At 52.2% G+C, this 21,219-nt stretch carries 21 protein-coding genes; 7 read left to right on the top strand and 14 right to left on the bottom strand.

Features of this window, described 5'->3' with window-relative positions; genetic code table 11:
• Position 1: 1 nt before the first annotated feature.
• Together cyoE and JQN73_RS05955 are read left to right on the top strand one after the other, a co-directional pair.
• Complete coding sequence (cyoE, locus tag JQN73_RS05960; RefSeq protein ID WP_205322197.1) at positions 2-886, top strand: heme o synthase; 885 nt, start codon at positions 2-4, stop codon at positions 884-886.
• 44 nt (positions 887-930) lie between these two features.
• Entirely contained in the window at positions 931-1,578 is a 648-nt protein-coding gene (locus tag JQN73_RS05955) for an SCO family protein (protein ID WP_370551351.1), read from the top strand.
• Positions 1,579-1,759: 181 nt separating this feature from the next.
• Here the strand turns inward: JQN73_RS05955 and rpoH are convergent, their stop codons facing one another.
• The 7 genes from rpoH to JQN73_RS05920 all read right to left on the bottom strand — a co-directional run bounded on the left by rpoH (position 1,760) and on the right by JQN73_RS05920 (position 9,838).
• Positions 1,760-2,659: an RNA polymerase sigma factor RpoH gene (gene rpoH / locus JQN73_RS05950; RefSeq protein WP_205322195.1), complete on the bottom strand. Its 900-nt coding sequence runs from the start codon at positions 2,657-2,659 to the stop codon at positions 1,760-1,762.
• 336 nt (positions 2,660-2,995) lie between these two features.
• On the bottom strand, positions 2,996-3,412 hold the full coding sequence (locus JQN73_RS05945) for a GTPase (RefSeq protein ID WP_205322194.1): 417 nt from the start codon (positions 3,410-3,412) through the stop codon (positions 2,996-2,998).
• Positions 3,409-4,125, bottom strand: a complete 717-nt coding sequence (locus JQN73_RS05940; RefSeq protein WP_205322193.1) for a response regulator — start codon at positions 4,123-4,125, stop codon at positions 3,409-3,411. Before JQN73_RS05940 ends, JQN73_RS05945 begins: the two co-directional genes overlap by 4 nt.
• Before the next feature lie 252 nt (positions 4,126-4,377).
• Positions 4,378-6,699 (bottom strand): ATP-binding protein, encoded by a 2,322-nt coding sequence (locus JQN73_RS05935; protein ID WP_205322192.1) that lies wholly within the window; start codon positions 6,697-6,699, stop codon positions 4,378-4,380.
• Position 6,700: 1 nt separating this feature from the next.
• Positions 6,701-7,237, bottom strand: coding sequence for a DUF4390 domain-containing protein (locus JQN73_RS05930; protein ID WP_240162522.1), 537 nt, complete (start codon positions 7,235-7,237; stop codon positions 6,701-6,703).
• Between the two features lie 385 nt (positions 7,238-7,622).
• Entirely contained in the window at positions 7,623-9,071 is a 1,449-nt protein-coding gene (rsmB, locus tag JQN73_RS05925) for a 16S rRNA (cytosine(967)-C(5))-methyltransferase RsmB (protein WP_205323207.1), read from the bottom strand.
• Positions 9,072-9,193: 122 nt separating this feature from the next.
• Entirely contained in the window at positions 9,194-9,838 is a 645-nt protein-coding gene (locus JQN73_RS05920; protein WP_205322191.1) for a LysE family translocator, read from the bottom strand.
• A 309-nt stretch (positions 9,839-10,147) separates the two neighbouring features.
• Between JQN73_RS05920 and JQN73_RS05915 the strand changes: the two genes are divergently transcribed.
• On the top strand, positions 10,148-11,389 hold the full coding sequence (locus JQN73_RS05915; protein WP_205322190.1) for an MFS transporter: 1,242 nt from the start codon (positions 10,148-10,150) through the stop codon (positions 11,387-11,389).
• Positions 11,390-11,602: 213 nt separating this feature from the next.
• On the opposite strand, the gene JQN73_RS05910 is transcribed toward JQN73_RS05915, so the two are convergent.
• From JQN73_RS05910 to ftsY, 5 genes are all read right to left on the bottom strand, one after another.
• Positions 11,603-11,947: a DUF1840 domain-containing protein gene (locus JQN73_RS05910; RefSeq protein WP_205322189.1), complete on the bottom strand. Its 345-nt coding sequence runs from the start codon at positions 11,945-11,947 to the stop codon at positions 11,603-11,605.
• Positions 11,948-12,135: 188 nt separating this feature from the next.
• Positions 12,136-12,702 (bottom strand): hypothetical protein, encoded by a 567-nt coding sequence (locus JQN73_RS05905; protein WP_240162447.1) that lies wholly within the window; start codon positions 12,700-12,702, stop codon positions 12,136-12,138.
• Between the two features lie 53 nt (positions 12,703-12,755).
• Positions 12,756-13,682, bottom strand: coding sequence for a permease-like cell division protein FtsX (gene ftsX, locus JQN73_RS05900; protein WP_205322188.1), 927 nt, complete (start codon positions 13,680-13,682; stop codon positions 12,756-12,758).
• On the bottom strand, positions 13,679-14,362 hold the full coding sequence (locus tag JQN73_RS05895; RefSeq protein WP_205322187.1) for a cell division ATP-binding protein FtsE: 684 nt from the start codon (positions 14,360-14,362) through the stop codon (positions 13,679-13,681). The genes ftsX and JQN73_RS05895 overlap by 4 nt, the downstream gene beginning before the upstream one ends.
• Before the next feature lie 72 nt (positions 14,363-14,434).
• Positions 14,435-15,529 (bottom strand): signal recognition particle-docking protein FtsY, encoded by a 1,095-nt coding sequence (ftsY, locus tag JQN73_RS05890; RefSeq protein WP_205323205.1) that lies wholly within the window; start codon positions 15,527-15,529, stop codon positions 14,435-14,437.
• A 608-nt stretch (positions 15,530-16,137) separates the two neighbouring features.
• Between ftsY and rsmD the strand changes: the two genes are divergently transcribed.
• The 3 genes from rsmD to JQN73_RS05875 all read left to right on the top strand — a co-directional run bounded on the left by rsmD (position 16,138) and on the right by JQN73_RS05875 (position 17,811).
• Positions 16,138-16,806, top strand: coding sequence for a 16S rRNA (guanine(966)-N(2))-methyltransferase RsmD (rsmD, locus tag JQN73_RS05885; protein WP_205322186.1), 669 nt, complete (start codon positions 16,138-16,140; stop codon positions 16,804-16,806).
• Between the two features lie 59 nt (positions 16,807-16,865).
• Positions 16,866-17,372 carry a pantetheine-phosphate adenylyltransferase gene (gene coaD, locus JQN73_RS05880; protein WP_205322185.1) on the top strand — a complete coding sequence of 169 codons (507 nt, stop codon included), beginning with the start codon at positions 16,866-16,868 and terminating at the stop codon, positions 17,370-17,372.
• A 178-nt stretch (positions 17,373-17,550) separates the two neighbouring features.
• The gene (locus JQN73_RS05875; RefSeq protein WP_205322184.1) at positions 17,551-17,811 is read left to right on the top strand and encodes a YfhL family 4Fe-4S dicluster ferredoxin; all 261 of its coding nucleotides are present in this window, start codon (positions 17,551-17,553) and stop codon (positions 17,809-17,811) included.
• Positions 17,812-17,883: 72 nt separating this feature from the next.
• Here the strand turns inward: JQN73_RS05875 and JQN73_RS05870 are convergent, their stop codons facing one another.
• Both JQN73_RS05870 and gcvA read right to left on the bottom strand, forming a co-directional pair.
• Positions 17,884-18,726 (bottom strand): MOSC domain-containing protein, encoded by an 843-nt coding sequence (locus tag JQN73_RS05870; protein WP_205322183.1) that lies wholly within the window; start codon positions 18,724-18,726, stop codon positions 17,884-17,886.
• Between the two features lie 29 nt (positions 18,727-18,755).
• Positions 18,756-19,730: a transcriptional regulator GcvA gene (gcvA, locus tag JQN73_RS05865; RefSeq protein WP_205322182.1), complete on the bottom strand. Its 975-nt coding sequence runs from the start codon at positions 19,728-19,730 to the stop codon at positions 18,756-18,758.
• A gap of 113 nt (positions 19,731-19,843) precedes the next feature.
• Here gcvA and JQN73_RS05860 point away from each other — a divergent pair, with 113 nt between their 5' ends.
• Complete coding sequence (locus JQN73_RS05860; RefSeq protein WP_205322181.1) at positions 19,844-21,070, top strand: nitrate/nitrite transporter; 1,227 nt, start codon at positions 19,844-19,846, stop codon at positions 21,068-21,070.
• Positions 21,071-21,219 lie beyond the last annotated feature (149 nt).

Raw genomic sequence — 21,219 nt, 5'->3', positions numbered from 1 at the left:
TATGACGACCATAACCGTACCCCGAAATCGCGTGGCCCAGTATTGGGCATTGACCAAGCCCCGCGTGACCCAGTTGGCAGTGTTTTGTGCCGTCATTGGTATGTTCCTGGCGACTCCGACGTTACCTGACTGGCAGCGCGTAGTAGCTGCAACCATCGGCATCTGGCTGCTGGCTGGAGCGGCTTTTGCGGTCAATTGTCTGGTCGAGCGCGAAATCGACTCGCGTATGGCGCGTACTGCGCGCCGTCCGATGGCTATGGGCGAGATTACCGTGCCACAAACACTGGTCTTTTCCGGCGTTATCGGCGGCCTTGGTAGCTGGATTTTGTATGCTTTTGTGAATGGATTGACGATGTGGCTGACTTTAGCCACGTTTATCGGTTACGCCATTATTTACACAATCATCCTGAAGCCCGCTACTCCGCAAAATATTGTTATCGGAGGGTTGGCCGGTGCAATGCCTCCCGCGCTGGGTTGGGCGGCAATCGCAAATGACGTGCCGATGCAAGCGTGGATACTGGTGTTGATTATTTTCGTCTGGACGCCACCGCATTTTTGGGCACTGGCGATGTATCGCCGCGATGACTATGCTAAATCCGGTCTGCCGATGTTGCCGATCACACATGGCTTGAAATTTACGCAGTTTCATATCTGGCTCTATACCATCGCGTTGGTTGCCACGACCATGCTGCCTTTCGCAGTTGGCATGAGCGGTTTGATTTATTTGATCAGTGCCGCGATTCTGGGCGCCATTTTTCTCTGGTACGCGTGGCAGATCTATAAACATTACACAGATTTGATTGCGCGTAAGACCTTCGCTTATTCAATCATTTATTTATCGTTGCTGTTTGCCGCTTTGTTGGTAGATCACTACCTTAAATTTTAAGGTAGGCGACATTATTGAAAGTCTGCATGAAACGAATTGCCGTGATGTTGCCACGAATTGGTAGCACAATTGCCGCATCGCTAATTGTCGTCGTGATGGGCTTATCGGTGGCGGCGTGCGGCGATAAGCAGGCTTCCACCGCTAGCAACAGTCAAGAGATGACACTCTCCCCGCAGAGTAGCAAATTCATCAACACCGATGTCACTGGTCTTGGTTATGCGCGTGATTTTGCCTTAACCGATCACACTGGAAAGCCACGCACGCTAGCCGATTTCAAAGGTAAAGTGGTCGTCGTTTTTTTTGGCTATACGCAATGTCCGGATGTTTGCCCTACGACGATGGCTGAAATGTCGAGCGCAATGAAAGAGTTAGGACCGTTGGCTGATAAGGTACAGGTGCTGTTTGTAACGGTCGATCCTGAACGCGATACGCAAGCGCTGTTAGCCCAATATGTGCCTGCGTTCGATCCGCGTTTTCTCGGGTTGTACGGTGATCAGGCGGCAACGGAAAAAGTTGCCAAGGAATTTCGCGTGTTTTATCAGAAGGTTCCAGGCAAGACACCAGGTAGTTACAGCTTCGATCACACGGCAGGTAGTTACGTATTCGACCCGCAAGGGCATATCAGATTGTTTGTGCGGAACGGTCAGGGGCCTGACCCGATTGCGCACGATCTAAAAATTCTACTTTCTTGATAAGCTCGCCTTATTATTTATTGACTTTTGCCTGAACAGTGCAGATGCTGTCCAAAACATTTTTCTGGCCTGACCTCAGCGATGCGTTTGGGAGCCGGAAGGAAAAAAGCGCCGATCAGGCGCTTTTTTCGTTTGGGGAAGACATATTCCTTATGGGATGAACATAAGGAATTCGGGAAATTTAAGAATAAGCTACCAGCGAGCTTTTCATTTTCTTGAGGGCCACAGCTTCGATTTGACGAATTCGTTCGGCAGATACGCCGAATTCTTTGGCCAGTTCGTGCAGGGTTGCGCCTGAACCGTCATCGTTCGCCAACCAGCGCGACTCGACAATACGACGTGAGCGATCATCCAGTTTTCCTAACGCAGACTCCAGACCTTCGGATTGCATGCGGTCGTATTGCTGGGCTTCCAAGACTTTGGTTGGCTCTTGCATATCCGATGACAAATAAGCGATAGGCGCAAATTTATCATCATCGTCATCCGTCGGCGCTTCCAGTGCAATATCGCGGCCAGTGAGACGGGTTTCCATCTCAATGACTTCTTCACGCTTGACGTTAAGCGTCTTCGCCAGGTCGTCGACCTGCGTCGGCGTCATCGCGTCCAGACCGATTTTATGGCTGCGCAAATTGAAAAAGAGCTTACGCTGCGCTTTAGTCGTTGCGACCTTGACCAGACGCCAGTTTTTCAAGATGTATTCGTGCATTTCAGCCTTGATCCAATGCATCGCATAGGAGACCAGACGGACGCCTTGGTCGGGATCAAAGCGTTTTACCGCCTTCATCAATCCGATGTTGCCTTCCTGGATCAGATCAGCATGCGGCAGGCCGTAACCTAAATAGCCCCGTGCAATTGAGACCACGAGGCGTAAGTGCGATAGCACCAGTTTTTGCGCTGCAGCCAGATCATTATTTTCACGTAGTTTTTGTGCCAACGAAATTTCTTCGTCGTGCGTCAACATAGGTAAGCGGTTAACTGCCGAGATGTAGGCATCGATGTTGCCTAAGGTGCCCGAAAATCCCAGTGCTAATGCACCTGATTCGGCTGGAATTAACGCAGTCTGTACCGATGAATTTTTCATTGTTTCTCCTAGCTATCAGATGGATTGTCTGCCAACAGGGTTTAAACCATACTGATTTGATCAGGTATTCTAGCACTCCCCCTTGTAGAGTGCTAATCGATTTTATTAAATGATGGAGATAGACTTTGCCTATCAATAAAAGTTGATGATTTATACTTTTAAGCAGATTGGAGTAACTTCAGAGACGGAAGTTGCGTTCGTCCATCTCAAATACTGTGACTTTTTGTAACGTGGACTTCTGTACAGGTTATTGCGAACTAAGGAGGACGACCAAGAGAGGGTGCTATCGATGTCTTTTGCTTTACAGGGCACTAACGACAATGCTGTTTGGCAACTTCAAGTATTGATATTACTGCTGACGGTGAGCCATGCATCGTAAGGAGCCGAGGTCAGAATAGTCCTGATTTGATCAACATGAGTGGCATCCGCGATACTGATATAAAGCAGGGCTGGGTAATCTCGCAGCAGCCGGTTTAAGGTAACACGTAAAGTCAGAAGGCCGACGCAACAAAGGCAACCGGGTGCGACGCGTTTGATATGCACATTGGGATCCGTTGGGCCGGACCCGGATTTGCCGTCTGGCAGTCCCTCCAGTATCACACCGATGATGCGTTGAGGATGCTGGAGAGAGGTTGCCGGTGCGGATTTGATCGCCAACCAGATAGCTTCTTCTCGTTTCAGTGCGGAAGGGCCAGTTACGAGGGTAAGTACAGTCGGGGTCAAAGGTGCCGATAGACTGACCAACAGTGTCATCCGCCTTTCTTGGTCAATTTCCCCGGGTCGACGCCTAATTGCTTGAGCTTCCGATACAGGTGCGTACGTTCGAGACCCGTCTTTTCCGCCACGCGTGTCATGCTGCCGCTTTCGCGAATTAAATGATATTCGAAGTAGGCGCGCTCAAATGCATCCCGCGCTTCGCGCAGTGGTAAGCCGAATGAAGAGGAAAACAAATTATCGGATGCTAACGAGGCGACCGGAAGAGGCGAAAGGTGCGGTGCTTCTGCAGTCGATGCCAGCCCAAAATTGTTGCCGTTCGCCAACTCAGGCGTTTCGCTGGAGGTTGCTGGCTGAGCAAACATGGTAGGTGCACGCGAGGATTTGGGGCCTTGTGACAAACCTTGCTGGACTGCTTTGAGCAGCTTCTGCAAGGCAATCGGCTTTTCCAAAAAATTCAGTGCGCCGATACGGGTGGCTTCCACCGCAGTATCAATCGTGGCATGCCCGGACATCATAATGACTGGCATCGTCAGCAGGCCATCGCGTTGCCACTCTTTGAGCAGCGTCACGCCATCGGTATCAGGCATCCAGATGTCCAGCAGCACCAGATCCGGTACGCCATTTTGTCGAAATTCACGTGCCTGTTGCGCATTTTCTGCGGTCGCGACAACATGCCCTTCATCCCCCAGAATTTCGGAGAGTAATTCTCGAATTCCCATTTCGTCATCAACGACCAGGATATTTGCCATGCGTAAGCTTTCCCATTTTCTGTTGCAGCCATTCATACATTTTGAACCGGACATTCCGGTCAAATCTATGTGTTTGCAGCACTATTTCTGTGCTTATGTTTAATTGTCTAAAATTTGCAAATATTGATTACGCGCTTTTAAGGATCTTACTACGCAACCCGTAGGCTGGGTGCACGTCTAAGCATACATCCTATAACGCCGAGTTCCTACTTTACAGACAATCTGGAAGATAATCCGTGAAAGTGGTTTTTCTCAAAGAGTTTTTTGGTCATTACCAGCGAAAGCATCAGGTGCTAACTTTAACAGCAAAATTAATATCTTTGCGCCCTTTGTGTCAGTACGATTGCGTAAGTCGATGCGTCCGCCGTGTTCATCGACTATTTTTTTGACCATGGGCAACCCCAAACCGGTGCCGCGAGGCTTGGATGTGATGTAAGGTTCGAAGGCGCGTGACAGTATTTTGGAAGAAAAGCCCGGACCATTATCGGTGATAGAGAAACGTACCGCAGTGCTCGGTTGTCCATTCGAGCCTTGATAGCTAATGCGTTCGGTGACGACATCAATCCGCGGTGCTGCGACTTCCGCAGTGGGATCGGTCACTGCATCCTGGGCATTTTGCAGCAGGTTGTGAATCACCTGCCTTAATTGGGTTGCATCACCCATGATGTGAGGCAGGTTCGGTGTCAATGACGCATGGATCATATCGCGCTCATCGCCAGCCACGTAAAGATGCAATATTTCTGCAACCAACACGTTTAAATCAAGTTCGCTTAATACCGCTGGCGGTGTTTTTGCGTAATCGCGGAAATCATCGACCATGCGTTTCATGGCGGCAACTTGATTCACAATCGTAGAGGTGCTTTTTTTGAGAATTGCTGCGTCTTGCGTCATCAGCTTGTCTTCCAGTTTCATCTGAAGTCGCTCTGCAGATAACTGAATCGGGGTCAGCGGATTTTTGATTTCATGCGCCAGTCGACGTGCTACTTCGCCCCAGGCAATGGAGCGTTGAGCTGAGATAACGTCTGAAATATCATCGAACACTACCACGTAGCCATCTCTATTTTCGACCGGAAGGCGAGAACCACGCGCCAGCAACGCTATATCATCGCTGTCGATGCTATCGACCCTGCGGGGGATTTCAATTTGTTGCTGCCAATGCAGTCGACTCTCGCCGATTTTCCCGGCCGCAAATTGCGCATTTTGCTCCGAAAAGGCTTTAGTAATAATCTCCGCGAAACGCGCTAAACCGTCAATGATATTTAAAGGCTGACCGATATGCGGGCTCAGATCGTATTGGAGAATGCGGTGGACCGATTGATTGCTGGTCACCAGATGAAAATCTTCATCCAGCACCATCACACCGGCCGACATGTTGGCCAATACTGACTCCAGATAGGCTTTCGCATTTTCCAGCTCGTTACGATTTTTTTCCACCGAGGCGCGTGCGTCCGACAGTTGCCGCGTCATCATGTTAAAGGATTGGGTCAAGGTGCCGAGTTCATCCGAGGTCGCAATGATCGGGCGCGGGGATAAATTTCCCTCGGCCACGGCTTTGGTACCCTCGGCCAGTAACAAGAGGGGTTTGGCAAGATCGCTGGCAATCAGGAACGCGCTGATGATGGCACCAAAAATCGCCAGCAAGAGTGTCAACGTCAATGTTACTAAATAAATTTTCCGCAGACCGGAGCGCGCAAGGGAGCGTTCCTGATATTCACTCGACGCGGCCCGCAAAGCTTCTGCATTGGTCGCCAGATAGCTAGGGACCGGTTGTGAAATTTGCAGAAAGCGGGTTTCATTCTGCAGGGACAACGTTTTGATTGGTGCCGGAATCTCTACGATGACATGTAATCGTAAATTATTGTTGGCCTCGTTGATCGATGAAGCAGACAAATCGGTTTGTTTGGTAGGGCCAATGTCATCCCGATTTTCAAGTTCGCTTTCGATAGCCGAAAATCCTCGGCTTTGGCGCGCCTGCCTCAGCATTGCGGGGGTCGGCAGAACCGGCGAGAGCGTGCCTAGACGTCCTCCGACGGAAGCAATTAGCTGACCGTTGCTGGTGAGAATGGACGCTTCAATATTTTGGTCGCGCAATCGGGTGAGTTGTGAGACCTGACCGGAGCTTGTCTCTTCGGCCAACTCCAGTGCGATCCCTTTGGATTTGGTGATCAGGTCGGAGAGTGAGGTGTTCAGCGCTGCCCGACCCAGATTCAGGCCAGATTCCAATGCTGACTCGACCCGGACGTCAAACCATGATTCGATAGAACGCGACACAAACTGGACCGATACCAGGTAAATAATAACCCCTGGCAAAATACCGATCACTGCAAATAGCAGCACCAGTTTTGCCATTAACCGGGAGCCAAACTTGCCGCGTTTGTAGCGACTGTAAAGGCGTCCCAGCAGCAGACAGACCAGACCTAGCAGGGCGACCGCGACAAGTGCATTGAGGCCGAACAACCAGGAGTAATACTTATCGAAGAAAACGGAATTCTCTGAAGCCGAAGCCAGGAGAAAGAGAAGAATGCTGATTATCGCGCCACCGACGATCAGTAAATAGCGAATGGCACGTGGCACGTTACTCTGCCTTGTAGTTGAAGGTTTTCCAGTCGGAAGAAAGCCGCCAGTCGCTGTTATTTAACGCATTGACCTGAAACGGTTTGGGTAGTTGCGCGAGATCAAGTCCCATGCGGACGGCGACCCGATAGATCTCGCCAACCTGAAGTGCGCCCTTGTCGGCGATGATCCAGCGGCTAGGACGCCGAATTAACGACAGAGCGTCGTCTAACGAGTCAAAGCTCTGCTGCAAGCTGCCATTGATAGCGGCTTGATAACGACGCGTCAGGACGTTGTACGAAATACGGATTGTTTGCGTAGCGTTGATCGCTTTTTCGTCAAACCAGTACCATCGCGGCCGGGTTAACTCGACTTCTGTGGTGAAGTATAAGGGAACCCCACGATTGATCGCATCTTCCAGCCCGCGATTGAGTTCAAATGAAAATGCGGCGGAAAGGCGGTAACCATCTTCACTGGTTTCGATCCGCGCCCGCGTCATGTCGGCACCGTCGGCAGCATAGACGGAGGGCGACAGGCTCGCAAGCGACAATATTAGCATCAGAATTAAAGAGAGCTTCCGCAGCAAGACAGTCCAGAGCGTTTGTTCGAAACGACTTGTGTTCATGGCGGGGTGCGCGGAACGTAGAGTTGCGCGGCGCTCGGTTCCTGTGTGCAATAAAATGCCTTTAGTGTTGTGAGGTTGCAGAGCGGCGGGTGCCATGACTTCGACCAGAATAGCATTCCAGAGGCTACGGTTTCGAAAGATGTCTAAAAGTTGGGCCAATGGTCGCGTCACTGTTCTCGGGCCGGATCAAGTCCGGAATAAAGGTGAGTAAATTACAAAAATCACATGCTTAGAAGGGGCACTTATCCGTCGTCAATGTGGCTGATTGTTCTAAAATGCCCTGTCGATCATCAGCGCCTCATTCAAAGCGGTGTTGGCATCAGGTTTTCTGGAACAACGCATAAAACAGACCGTCATGATCGTGCTCATCGCCTGTTGTCGGTATTAGCTGGCCCGGTGCGGTTAATCTTATCGCCTGATTGCGTTGTGCAAACGCTACCGCTTGCTGCTCCGACTCTTGCGGCCATAATGAACAGGTTACGAGCAACAATTTACCATCTGGCCGTAGCATCTGCCAAAGGTTGTCCAGTATATCTGCGGAAAGTGTTGCTAGTTGGTCAGTGTCGGTAGCGCGTCGTAACCAGCGGATATCAGGGTGGCGACGCACGATACCAGAGGCAGTGCACGGAACGTCAGCCAGAATGCGGTCAAATAGTTGACCATCCCACCACCCGTTAGCGATGCTTTCAGTGCTCCCTGAGTTCGCTCCCAGCCGCGCATCACCTACTTGCAGCGTTGCGTTTAATTGTAATCGTTGCAAATTTTGCGCTATCCGTTGCAAGCGCTTGGCGTCGTGGTCTAGCGCCGTGACCGTAACATCGGCCAGTTCGAGTAAATGACAGGTTTTTCCACCGGGAGCGGCACAGGCATCCAGTACCCGCATGCCGTCCTGTAAATCCAATAAGGGAGCAGCCAATTGCGCGGCGGCGTCCTGCACCGAAACCAGGCCAGCTTCAAATCCTGGGATCTGGTTCACCGGCAGCGGTTTTTCCAGACGCACGGCTACCGGGCCAATTTGCCGGGCAGCGATGCTGTTTTCTGCAAGAAGTTGTAAGTATTTTGGAACACTGATCTTGCGCTGGTTGACACGCAACGTCAGCGGCGGCGGCTGATTGCCGCGTGTCAGGATGGCTTGCCAATCTTGCGGGTAAGCCGCTTGCATCTGGTCGATCCACCATACCGGATAGTTCCATAATGCTAATGGATTTTGATTGGCATCGGCGGTAAGTGCTTCGCGTTCACGTAAAAAGCGCCGCAGCACGGCGTTGACCATGCCTTTGGCATGGGCGATGTTCAGATCGGAAGCGGTCGCGGTGACGGCTTGATCCACCACGGTAAACTGGTCATAGGCGGGCTTGTCGACCTCTGCCAGCAAACTCAGGGCGCAACATAGTACGCCGTGCAACAGAGAGGGTTCTGGTGCCTTGCTCGTCAACGCTGCAATCAGCACCTCGGCCAAACCGACGCTGCGCATTGTCCGGTATGCAATATCCTGAATCGCACCACGTGTCGCTGCAGGCGCGGCAGATTGGGCAAACACCTGCGACAACGCCTGCGGTAACGAGGCACCATCGCGGACCATGGCGATAGCCTGACCTGCGCCTAACAAGGCGTAAGCCAGTGATTCAGTTTTAAGCGTCGAAAAGTTTAATCTGTTTTTGACGTCGGGCCGCAATGATGGCGCCCTCGCTGCTACCTTTTGTTGTGCTGCTGTCGGTTGAGACACATGCTGCGACGATTTCAATGCAGACGGCTTCGGTGATGGCATTGGTGACGGCTTCGGCGACCTCGCGGGTGAGCGCAGGGAGGCAGGTGAGGATGGTGACGCTGTTGCGCCGGTTTTCTTCACCAGGCGAATTTTATTTTTGTCCATAATTGTATTAAACGGTCTTAAATTTTAGTGAAGGCGAGCTTTACACCTAGCGCGATAAACGCGGCGCCGACGGTGCGTTCCAGCCATTGTTTGATCTGAGGGTTATTGCTGGCATGGCGGCTGAGTGTGCCGGCCAGCAACGCGGTGCCACTATTCCAGCACAACGACATCAAGGCAAATACGCCGCCAAGGATGAGAAAGGCCAATATCTTGTGAGGTGAGTCATGCCTTACGAATAAGGGGAAAAATGACAAGAAAAATAAAATAACTTTCGGATTCAGCACATTGGTAATCAGCGCCTGCACAAAAATCGTATGATGCGGGCGCATCTCCGCGGTGTTGACGCCTTGGCCCGCTGGATCAGGTTTTTTCAACAACATTTTAAGGCCCAGATAGATCAAATAACCACCTCCGGCCAGTTTGATCACCATAAATGCCGAGGCAGAAGCGGCCAACAAAGCCGTTAGACCGAATGCGGAAAGCGTACCATGGACCAGACAACCTGCCGTGATGCCAAGCGCAGACATTAAGCCTGCGGAGCGTCCTTGTGCCACGCTGCGGCCAACGATATAGGCGGTATCCGGTCCGGGGGTGGCATTCAAGAGCAATACAGTGAAGCAGAACAGTCCCAAACTGGTAATGCCAAAATAGCTTGTCAACATTGGTTTTCGTCGCCGCGTCGAATGTGAAGACGTGATTGTAACGGCATGCGTGGCGGCTGCGGGCAGAGACTGTCGATTTCCGCTAAAGTATCGACCTATCCCGCCTGTTTCAGTTGATTCTTTTTCAAAACCGTTACGCGATAGCGTTGGTGCCGTGCATCCTGCAACGGGCGCTGGTCCCCATTGCTGCCTGGTTCGCCTCAAGGCAGTAGTCCGACAGTTCGACAGTTCGACAGTTCGACAATCCGCACGGTGACAATTGAATTGAATAAATAGCGCGACCATAACACTTACTTCAAAGGCAATTGTATGACTGTAGCATCGGGTTTACCGGAAAGAGCATTAGTACCGGCTACCATTCCCACCTGGATTACGTTATTGCTGGCGATCGCTTGCGGCGCCATTGTGGCTAACCTGTATTACGCGCAACCTCTCATCGGCCTGATAAGTACGTCGATCCAGCTATCACCAGCCGCGGGTGGCCTGGTTGTCACGCTCTCGCAAATAGGCTATTGCCTGGGACTACTCTTTATCGTCCCGCTGGGGGATTTGATTGAAAATCGGCGACTTGTCGTCAGTGCGTTAATTGTCACCGTGCTTGCATTAATCGCCGCCGCACTATCGCAAAGTGCATGGCAATTTTTGCTGGCTGCGCTCGCCATTGGGCTAAGCTCGGTCGCGGCGCAGGTGCTGGTTCCTTATGCGACCTATCTGGCGACGCCTGAGAAGCGTGGTCAAGTGGTGGGCAATGTGATGAGCGGTTTATTGTTGGGGATACTGCTGGCGCGCCCTATGGCAAGCCTGATCGCCAATTTCTGGGGATGGCATGCCGTTTTTGGGATGTCGGCGGTAGTGATCGGCGTATTGGCAGTAGTTTTGGCGCGTCATTTGCCGCCGCGTCATCCTCAAACCGGATTGGCCTACGGCCATTTACTCCACTCCATGTGGGGCTTGCTGACCACGACGCCGATATTACGTCGTCGCGCCGCTTACCATGCGTTGTTATTTGCTGTGTTCAGCATGTTTTGGACGGTGGTACCTATGGTGTTGGCCGGGCCGATGTACAAGCTGTCTCAATTCGGAATAGCTTTATTTGCATTGGCGGGTGTGATGGGTGCTATTGCAGCGCCGATTGCGGGGCGTCTGGCCGATCGTGGCCTGACCCGGCCGGCCACCGGCGTGGCGTTGACACTGGCATTGATTTCTTATCCCGCCGCCCATATCGGCACGGCCGGTTCCAACTTTTCACTCGGTATGCTGGTGGTAGCGGCGCTGCTGCTGGACATGGGCGTCTCGGCCAATCTGGTGCTCGGTCAGCGCGCCATCTTCTCGTTGGGCGGTGAAGTACGCAGTCGATTGAATGGTTTATATATGGCGATATTTTTCGCCGGTGGGGCAGTTGGTTCAGCGCTGGGAGGTTGGGCTTATGCCCAGGGTGGCTGGAATCTGGTGTCTTGGTTCGGCGCTGCGACACCTTTGGTGGCGCTGCTTTACTATTTCACGGAGTTCAAGAAGGAGAGTCCTTCGAACGTAAATCTGGACGCCTGTTGACGATCTGCTAGTTACTTTGTTAGTCACTGATTTGCTACGAGGTAACCCCCCCATTCATTAACTATTCAGCAACTACCTGATTTGGTAGTTCGCTGATGTGAATCACACTGGCTAATTAGGGTCTGATGCCTTCAACAAACGCCACGCCGCACACGCAATGTTGGCAGCCAGGCGGTTGTTGAAGATGTATTATTTAAACTGACTATACAGTCCTCAAATACCCCAAAGTACGTCGTTTCCCGCCTTGTTTGCTGCCACTAACATGTCCAGCAATGGCCGCGTGCGTGCAGCGTAAGCGACGCGTTCAGTGGTTTCGTGGCCGTGGTCATCGCCGTTTTCGCCGTGATGGGCTACGACGTCGCGTTCAACTTCGGCCGATTTTTCGTGCGCGGATGTCCTGGCGATTTCCCCTTGCAGCAACTGAACTGCGTGGCCGGTTTCGGCGGCGGTGATGACGCCAATTTTCGCTTCTTTGTGCAGCAATTCAAAAATGCGTTGCACATGTTGCTCGTACATAGTGACGTCAGGTGACGCCTTGCATTTAAAGGTGATTAACATAAAACCTCTGCGTATATTTTTGTTGGTTATTGTTGATAAAAGACGACTTTAGCATACCCGTTTGTTCTGGTCGTCGCCACTATTGTGACTTTTGGTTACATCCGGGCAATTACCTTTACCGTTGGCTTAAGATTATCATATCGAATTTTTTTGGGTGCTGCGTACAACAACTACTTCAGAAATCAGTCTTAGCTAGCCTTGAATGACTGCATAAAGGTTTCTACATTCTCCGTTGATACGGCTTTCTGTGGGCCTATCACAATGACTTGATAAATATATTGCCCTTTAGCTTCTAAATGAGCGAACAGCACTTTTGGTTGACCGGTATTTTCTGCTGGGCCGAGTGCTTCGATATCAATTTTGCTCACGGTTCCTTGCGACCCACCTGAGGCTACGTTGGCAGTTTCGGATTTGACGCTGCCATTTATATTTTTTACTAACGCCGTTTTCATGGCCTGAATCGCTGGCGCAGCCTGGTCTGGATCGTTTAGTTTTGCACTGCCTACGGCGAAGACTACGTCGCCAACTTCCGCGGCGGTCATGGTCATGTTCAATTTGATACCGTCCAGATCGACAGCACGTGAGAAAGTGGACGCTTTGGCAGGAAGCAAAACGCTAAAAGGTGCATCATTTCCTTGCACTTGTCGCCAGTTGAATTTGGGCGAGCAGGCGCTGGCCAACACCAGGACAAGGGAGACGCTGGCGCACAACAGCGCAGTTCGGCAGGACGGGACCAAAGAATTTTTTAGAGTCATTTTCAGCAAAGTAAGGTCAGGCAGCGCACTCGGGCGCACTCCGGCACAGTTCGTTACGCCAGGCGGGCTAAATGACGCCGCACCGAGAATACTGCGCCAATTAATCCCAATCCCGCGCTAATGGCCAGCAGCGCTAAAGTAAAGGGTAAGTCTAGCGGCAGCAATAAAAACTCGGAAGCATAGAGTCGTGCAAATTCGGCGATGGCCTGATTCAGCGGCTGCAGTCCGATGGCAACTCCACCTAGCGCAACGCCGCCAGCACACAATCCCAGCAATGCGCCGGAATAATAAAAAGGTCGGTGTATAAATGCATTGGTCGCGCCCACCAATTTGGCGACGATAATCTCTTCACGTTGTGTCAGCACCTGCAAGCGCACGGTATTGAACACTACCGCGACCACTACGACTGCGAGCGTTACCGCCAGAAATAGCAGCATCAGGCGGGTAATATGCAACAAAGCTGCCAGACGTTTCACCCAATCTGAATCGACTTGTACATTGTCAACACCGGGTAACGCTTTTAGTTGCGCGCTGATGGAGTCGATCTGGTTCGCTTCAGTGAGATTGTTGAAGCCAGACAATTGCAATACATAAGCGTCAGGCAACGGGTTTTGGCCGAGTGTGGTGAGTGCGTCAGCCAGGCCGGTTTTACCCTTCATGTCATTCAACGCTTGTTCGCGCGGGACAAAGCTAACCTTGGCGTGCTTGTCGTGTTGCTGCAAAATCGCACGAATTGGTGCACCCAGCTCGGTAGCTTTTTCACGCGAAATGTCCATGGCGGTGAAGACGCTGATTTCCGGCTGAACGGCTAACTGCTCGGACACAGGACGAACGTTTTGAAGCAGCGTCAATCCGGCGAATGGCAACGCTAATGCAATGGCTACGACTAAAACGTTCATGGCAAAACTGCCCGGGGCTTTAATCAAGTGAGCAATAGCCCCGGCAATGGCTGATAGGTGCTGTCGCAGCCAGGTTTTCATTTGCTTCTCCCGGCACTGGAATTTTGCCAATGATCGACGATTTGGCCCTGATCTAAAAAGATCACATGGTTGGCACTGTGCAGAAACTGTTCATCATGCGTTGAAATCAGGCAGGTAACGCCCGCCGAATGGAAAGACTTGAGGGCGTTCAATACATGGTCCGCATTGTCGCGATCAAGGTTGGCGGTCGGTTCATCGGCCAGGATAATTTGCGGACGATTAACGATCGCCCGGGCAATCGCTACGCGCTGCTGTTCGCCGCCGGATAACGTCTGAGGTTGTGACAGGGCCTTATCGATCAGGCCCACTTTGTCCAGCGCAGCGCGCGAACGGGTTTCCGCGTGGATGCGCGTGGCACCGGTGACGAGTAACGGTAACATCACATTTGCCAGTACGCTGCGATCCAGGAGTAACCGCTGCTCCTGAAAAATCAAACCGAGATTGCGTCTGAGATAAGGTACCCCGGACGCCTTCAACTTGCCGACGTCTTGACCGCTGACCGTTAATGTCCCACTGCTGGGGCGCTCGATGGCACCAATCATTTTTAGCAGCGTCGATTTTCCGGCACCGGATGGACCCGCCAAAAATATAAGGTCGCCTTTGTTAATCGTGAGCGTGATGTCGCGTAAGGCAAAAACGTTGCGTTCATATTGTTTTGAGACTTGGCTGAATTTAATCATTGTTTAAAAATACGTTAAAAATGGATAAATAGTGCATCAAACTCAAATAAATTCAGAAGACGAGGGGCTGGATTAACGCAACAATGCATCCACAAAGTCGGTCGCATCAAACGGTTGCAAGTCCTCGATTTGCTCACCAACGCCAATGAAGTACACAGGAATCGCTCTGGTGATAGCGATTGCTGCCAATATGCCACCTTTCGCGGTGCCGTCCAGCTTCGTAATGACCAAGCCGGTCAGGCCGAGTGCATCATCGAATGCCTTGACTTGCGCCAACGCGTTCTGGCCGGTATTTCCATCGATTATTAACAGGATTTCATGGGGGGCCGACGCCATTCCTTTGGCGATCACGCGCTTCACTTTTTTCAGCTCATCCATCAGGTGCAGTTGCGTCGGCAAGCGACCAGCTGTATCCACCATCACAACATTGGTCCCGCGCGCTTGCGCCGAATGGACTGCGTCGAAAGCAACGGCGGCGGGATCACCTGACTCCTGAGCGATCACGCTGACATTATTGCGTTCACCCCAGATGGTCAGTTGTTCGCGCGCGGCGGCCCGGAAGGTATCGCCCGCAGCCAGCAAAACAGATTGCTTGTGCGCTTGCAAATGCTTGGCGAGCTTGCCAATAGTGGTGGTTTTGCCAGCACCGTTGACGCCTGCTATCATCATTACCAGCGGTTGATGCTTGCCGATTTCCATGGACTTTTGCAGGGGCGTCAGGAGTGAAATCAAAATAGTCCGCAACGCGGCCTTAACCTGATGGGCCTCGGTCAGGCGTTCATCCTTGACCGTTTTCTTCAATGCTTTCAGTACAAACAGGGTGGCTTCAACTCCTGCATCCGAGACCAAAAGCGCAGACTCCAACTCTTCATACAAGTCATCGTTGATTTTTGCGCCGACGAATAACGTGGTGAGGTTGGAAGAGGTTTTCGACAGTCCGCTTTTTAAGCGGGTCAGCCATGAGCGCTTTTGCTCGGCAGCGAGCGCTGCTGGAACGATTATTTCTTCTTCATACTCTTCGCTGTCAGCGCTGACAGCGGTGACAGCCGGTGGCGCCGTCGGGATCGCCGGGATCGTCGCCGTTTCCAATGAGGCGGGAATCGCGGCGGTGAATACAGGAGGAGTGACGGCTGGTATCACCGCAATCGCTGGCTTCGGTGGCGTTATTGCCGCTACCGGTGCTACTGGGGCTACTGGCGCGACCGGCGCGGGCGCGGAAACCTTATCGGCTTCGATGGGCGCAACGGGGGCAGACGATGCAATGGCGGCCTGTGAGTCTGTTTGTGCTGGCTGTTCAATCAATTCGGGAGCATCGGCACGGCGCGATGCGTGGCCTTCGGTGAATGTGTTGTCCGTTGATGGCGTCGGCAATGGCTCTGCTTCAGCGCCTTTATTGGTGAGCCGATCCAGCCATGAGCGCTTGGGCGCCTGGACGGGCGCTTCTACTGTTTCTGAAGCGACGTCCAAAGGTGGACTGTCAGCGCTATGGGCTGGCGTGGGAATGTCTGCCTGTGTACGGTCAGGCGATGCCGGTGGCGCCTCGTGTTGCAATTCAGGCAATGAAACGGCGTCAACTTTGGGTTTTTTCTTGAAGAAACTAAACATCAGGGGCCTGGAATCGGAAAGGCGTTCAAATAGTGGCAGTGCGGCGGCAGTAACCAAGGAAAGTACGAACGCCGCGCAGAAATTAATCGCAAGGTACAATCCCGGCATTCTATCAGAGCAATGCCTATTGAATTCAACATGGCATGCAGTCTAACCAGCGAAGAAAGCAAATGAAGCAAAGTAAAAAACCAGCCCCCGTTCATCGTCAGCCCCCGGTTCAAGCTCGGCAGGTGCGGATTATTGGGGGGCAATGGAAGCGTACGCCCTTGGCCGTGATCGATAGCGAAGGCTTGCGGCCGACCCCGGATCGGGTGCGTGAGACGGTTTTCAACTGGTTGACGCATGTTCTAGACGGCCGCTGGGCCGATATCCGCTGCCTCGATTTGTTCGCCGGGACTGGCGCATTGGGGTTTGAAGCGGCAAGTCGTGGCGCAGCGGCGGTGATGATGGTGGAACATAACACCCCGGCGGTGCGCCAACTGGAGGCGACCAAAGCGAAATTAAACGCAAGTGTGGTGACAATCCAACGCGCTGATGCATCTACTTTTTTGCAGATATTGGCCGGAAAGCCCTCGTTGGAGGCGGATAATGAGGTCGAAAAGTCGCGTTTTAATTTGATTTTCCTTGATCCGCCTTATCATCAGGGGTGGCTGGAAAAAACGCTACCCCTCTGCGAACGCTTGCTCACTAACGACGGACTGGTATATGTTGAGGCAGAACGTTCGTTGGTGGGAGGCCCAGAGTCTGCGCTGCCGGAGTGGTTGTCTGGCTGGCAGGTAGTGCGGGCTGACAAAGCCGGAATAGTGTTCTATCATTTGTTGCAACGAGAACAACGCTAAATTTGCGACATTATCAGGCATAATGCGCGCTCTGATTGGGGCACTTGAGAGGAAACAAGATGGTCACAGCTGTATATCCGGGAACATTTGATCCGCTGACACGTGGGCACGAAGATCTGGTGCGTCGTGCGTCGGGATTATTTGACAAGTTGGTGGTGGGCGTCGCCGATAGCAAAAGCAAAAAACCTTTCTTTTCATTAGACGAGCGGTTATCTATTGCTAATGAAGTATTGGGACATTACCCTAATGTGCAGGTAGAAAGCTTTTCCGGTTTGTTAAAAGATTTCGTGCGCCAACATGATGCTAACGTCATCATGCGCGGATTGCGTGCTGTCTCAGACTTCGAATTTGAATTTCAGATGGCTGGAATGAACCGCTATTTACTTCCAGATGTCGAAACCTTGTTTTTGACCCCTTCCGATCAGTACCAGTTTATCTCCGGCACAATAGTGCGGGAGATTGCAACGCTGGGTGGCGATGTGTCTAAATTCGTCTTTCCATCGGTAGAGAAGTGGTTAAAAGAGAAACTGGCAGCGCAGGCTGCGGTGCAGCACGGTAAAGTATAAACAGGTGGCTTACACGGGCCGCCTCGGGCGGCGCTGTGTTTTCCTATTCACTGCAGCGGCGAGATACGCTTTCGACGTTCAGCTGCCGGGCCGCTGGAGCGAGTTTGCGTAAGTGCTAAAATAGGGCTTCTGCCGGGAATTTCACGGCAACAGTTGCGCCTCACATTTGAGTAACTTCATGGCATTACTAATTACTGACGATTGTATTAATTGCGACGTATGCGAGCCAGAGTGCCCGAACGGTGCGATTTATATGGGTCCTTTGATTTATGAAATCGATCCACATAAATGCACGGAATGCGTGGGGCACTTCAACGAGCCGCAATGCCAGCAGGTCTGTCCGGTAAGTTGTATTCCTCTCGATCCTGCGTGGCATGAGAGCAAGGAACAATTACAAGCTAAATACGAGCAATTACAGGCCGAAATTAAAGTTGTCTAATTTTAATGGCGTTCAGTAGTGCCGTAGCTGAGGTAATACCTGGGGCAATACCTGCGCAGTAGGGCAAACTGCTTAAAACGCTAAGGTAATCTCAATCTCCTCTCCCACGCGTAATATTTCGCCTTCCCCTTCCAGCAAAATAGTATTCATGCCAAAGGTAATGCCGCCATCGACCTTGGGGTTTATTCGATAACTTTGTAGTATATCGAGCGGATCCGGGCCGGGTTTGCCGGTGGCCTGGTCGATCGACGGAATAGGGCAGCGCGGGCACGGTTTGACCGGTTGCAAGCGAATTTTCTCCGTGCTCAGCGTCTCGGCATAATCTTCTTCAAATGCCTCGACGCCATCGATTACGATGTTGGGTCGGAAGCGATTCATCGGCAGCGTAGCGCGACCTTGCGCATGCAACTTTTTATTCAGATCATCAAGCGAAGCCTGCGATGTCATCAGGATGGGATAACCGTCGGAAAAGAGTGTCGGTACTGCGCGACCCGCAGTCCATTTTTTGCTCGCCATGCGTTGGCTATGCGGATCGAAATGCACCAGGCGACAAGGCACGTTGAGGGCTGTAGAAAACCACTCTGCGGTGACGTCGCCGCAGTCTTGCGCAATGACATTATCGTCCCACACCTTGACCAGCGCCGGCGTCCAAGTTGGGAAAACGAACGGCATGTCCAGGATCGGCATCCCCGGCGCGGTCAGATGCAATCCTTGCGAATCCAAATGGGGGACGATCAAGGCCATCTGTGGAATCTGGCGTTGGGTTAAAAATTGTCCCGCAAGGTCAACGACCATCCACTCACGGTCGTTCGCCTGTTGCGTTCGCAGGCCTGCGGATGTCAGCGTTGCCTCTGTTAGGGCGATGCCCGCGCAGGACTTGATTGGATAAATAATCAGAGCAGTGATGGTTGGCATAGATTTCTTCGTTAGTGCTATCGATAGTGCTATTGAGCGATTGGCGTCGGTACGCGCGCGGCGGGCGCCCTTGTGCCGGGGTGATGGTTTCCAATAATCTGGTGCAGCCACTCGCGCAACAGAATGACCGATGCCATTTTCGCAGAATCTCGCGGCCATACCGCAAAATAGGCTCCTCGCGCCGGAGCCTGAATATCAAATCCGCTGTCGGGCGGGAACAACCGCACCAGACGTCCGCTGGCGAGAAAGCTATGTGCGAGGCACGAACGTGCCAATGCAATGCCCTGACTCGCTGCTGCGGCCTCAAGCAGGTGCATTGGATCGTCATACAACGGCCCGCTTTGCGGTTCGCGACCTTGCAAGCCTGCCGCTTTGAACCATACTTCCCAGCCGTTATGGTGGGCATACCGTAACAGTGGCAGCGCAGATGAACCGGTTGTCGACAATGCTGCCGGAGTGATGGCAGGAAATGTCGCGAGAAACCCCGGGCTGCAGACGGGAAAGGTGACCTCCTCGAGCAATTTTTCATATTCCAGGTCCGGGTTTTGACGGCGGCCATACCATATTGCCGCATCAACCTCATCAAAATTCAGCGGGCTTAACTCATGGGCGGTGCGCAGACTAATCTCAAGCTGCGGATATTGCGTGTGAAACGCGTGAAGTCGCGGCACCAGCCAGGCGCCTGCGAACGACGGTGGGGCACTAACGCGTAGCGTTTGAATACTGCATCTGTCATCGTGTCTGGTGTGGCGCAAAGCGCGATCCAGCTCCTCTAATCCCTGCCGCACTTGTTCGGACAATATCTGACCAGTTTCGGTCAACACCATGTTGCGCCCCTGTCGCTGAAACAGTTTTCGGCCCAGGCTGGCTTCCAGAGCGCGTATCTGGTGGCTGATTGCGCTGTGCGTCAGATTCAATTCTTCGCTGGCGCGGGTATAGTTCTGCAAGCGCGCCGCAGCCTCAAAGGCGCGCAGAGTTTGCAAGGGTGGCAGGGCTTCAAACATGCAATTTGGACGATCTGTTAGTTTTATTCACATATAAGGATAAAACACTTCGTTGGTGTTTGCAGGGTTAGCTGGGTACCATCACGTTATATTTTCGATATTCGGGTATCTGCATGAAACTCTCTTTACGTATTTTTGCCATATTTTCGCTAGGTTATTTTGTTTCTTACCTGGTGCGCGGGATTAATTTACCGCTAGGACCATTGTTGAGCAGCGAGCTTGGTCTGTCCCCGGCGCAATTAGGGTTGCTGACCAGCTTCTATTTCTTTGCATTTGCTGGTTGCCAATTACCCCTGGGAATTTTGCTTGACCGTTTTGGGCCGCGTAAGGTGCTTGCATCATTACTACTGGTGGCTGCATTGGGCGCACTTACTTCAGCCAATGCGCATAGTTTTGGTACGTTGCTGGTTGGGCGGTTTTTGCTCGGGGTTGGCACTTCGGCTTGCATGATGGCGGGCCTCAAGGCCATTATTGCCTGGTTCCATCATGATCAACTGCCGATGATGAACGGCGCGCTGTACGCGATCGGCGGCCTCGGGGCGATGGTAACCGGTACCCCGGTCAATTGGGCGTTAAGTGTGACCAGTTGGCGCGTATTGTTTGTGATCGTTGCTATTGGGATTGGTTTGATCGTGTCGGCTCTGTTGTTTCTGGTGCCGGAGAAAGACGAACGGCATCCGAAAAGTACCTTGGCCGCTCAGATAAACGGCGTTCGGGATATCTTTCGCAGCGCCTTGTTTTTGCGTACCGCGCCGCTAGCGATGGCCAGTCAGGGTGTGTTCCTTGGCGTGCAAGGTTTATGGGCAGGGCCTTACCTGCGTGACGTGTCGCGTCAGTCTCCGGCTGCTGCTGCAACGATCGTGACCGTTATCGGCCTTGCGATGGTACTCGGCGCTGCAGGGTTTGGACTGCTGGCGCGGCGCCTCGAAAAACAAGGCATTTCGATTCATGCGACCGCGGGTGCCGGGATGCTGCTGTTTATGGTGTCGCAAATATTGATCCTATTGGGTACGCCAGTGCCGCTTTGGCTGCTATGGGGTTTCTACGGAATAACCGGGACAGCTGGCGTCCTAACCTTCGCGTCATTGACCAAAGAATTTCATGGTCATCTTGCGGGCCGTGTCAGCACCGGATTGACGCTGGTCATGTTTGTTGGTGCCTTTATTGTGCAGTACGGATTTGGTTTGTTATTGGATGCGTGGCCGCACAATGATGGAAGTTATGCTGTGAGCGCGCACCAGGCAAGTTGGTTGATCGCACTCGCCCTGCAATTATGCGCATTTTTATGGTATTGCCGGAAATTGCCGGAAGTGGCAACGGCCAGTCGGGTGCAGGCATAACGCTATCATTAAGACGCGTGCGGTAAATACCTGCAACGAATGCTTGCAAATAGGTTTACCAAACCGATCCGTTATCGGAAGGGTTTCAACCGTTTCCGCCTGATGCCACAATGAAGGTGTCGATCGAAACGGTTTCCCATTAACCTGTG

Source organism: Glaciimonas sp. PAMC28666 (assembly GCF_016917355.1).
Taxonomy (GTDB): domain Bacteria; phylum Pseudomonadota; class Gammaproteobacteria; order Burkholderiales; family Burkholderiaceae_D; genus Glaciimonas.
This window is presented reverse-complemented; position numbering and strand designations above follow the sequence as displayed.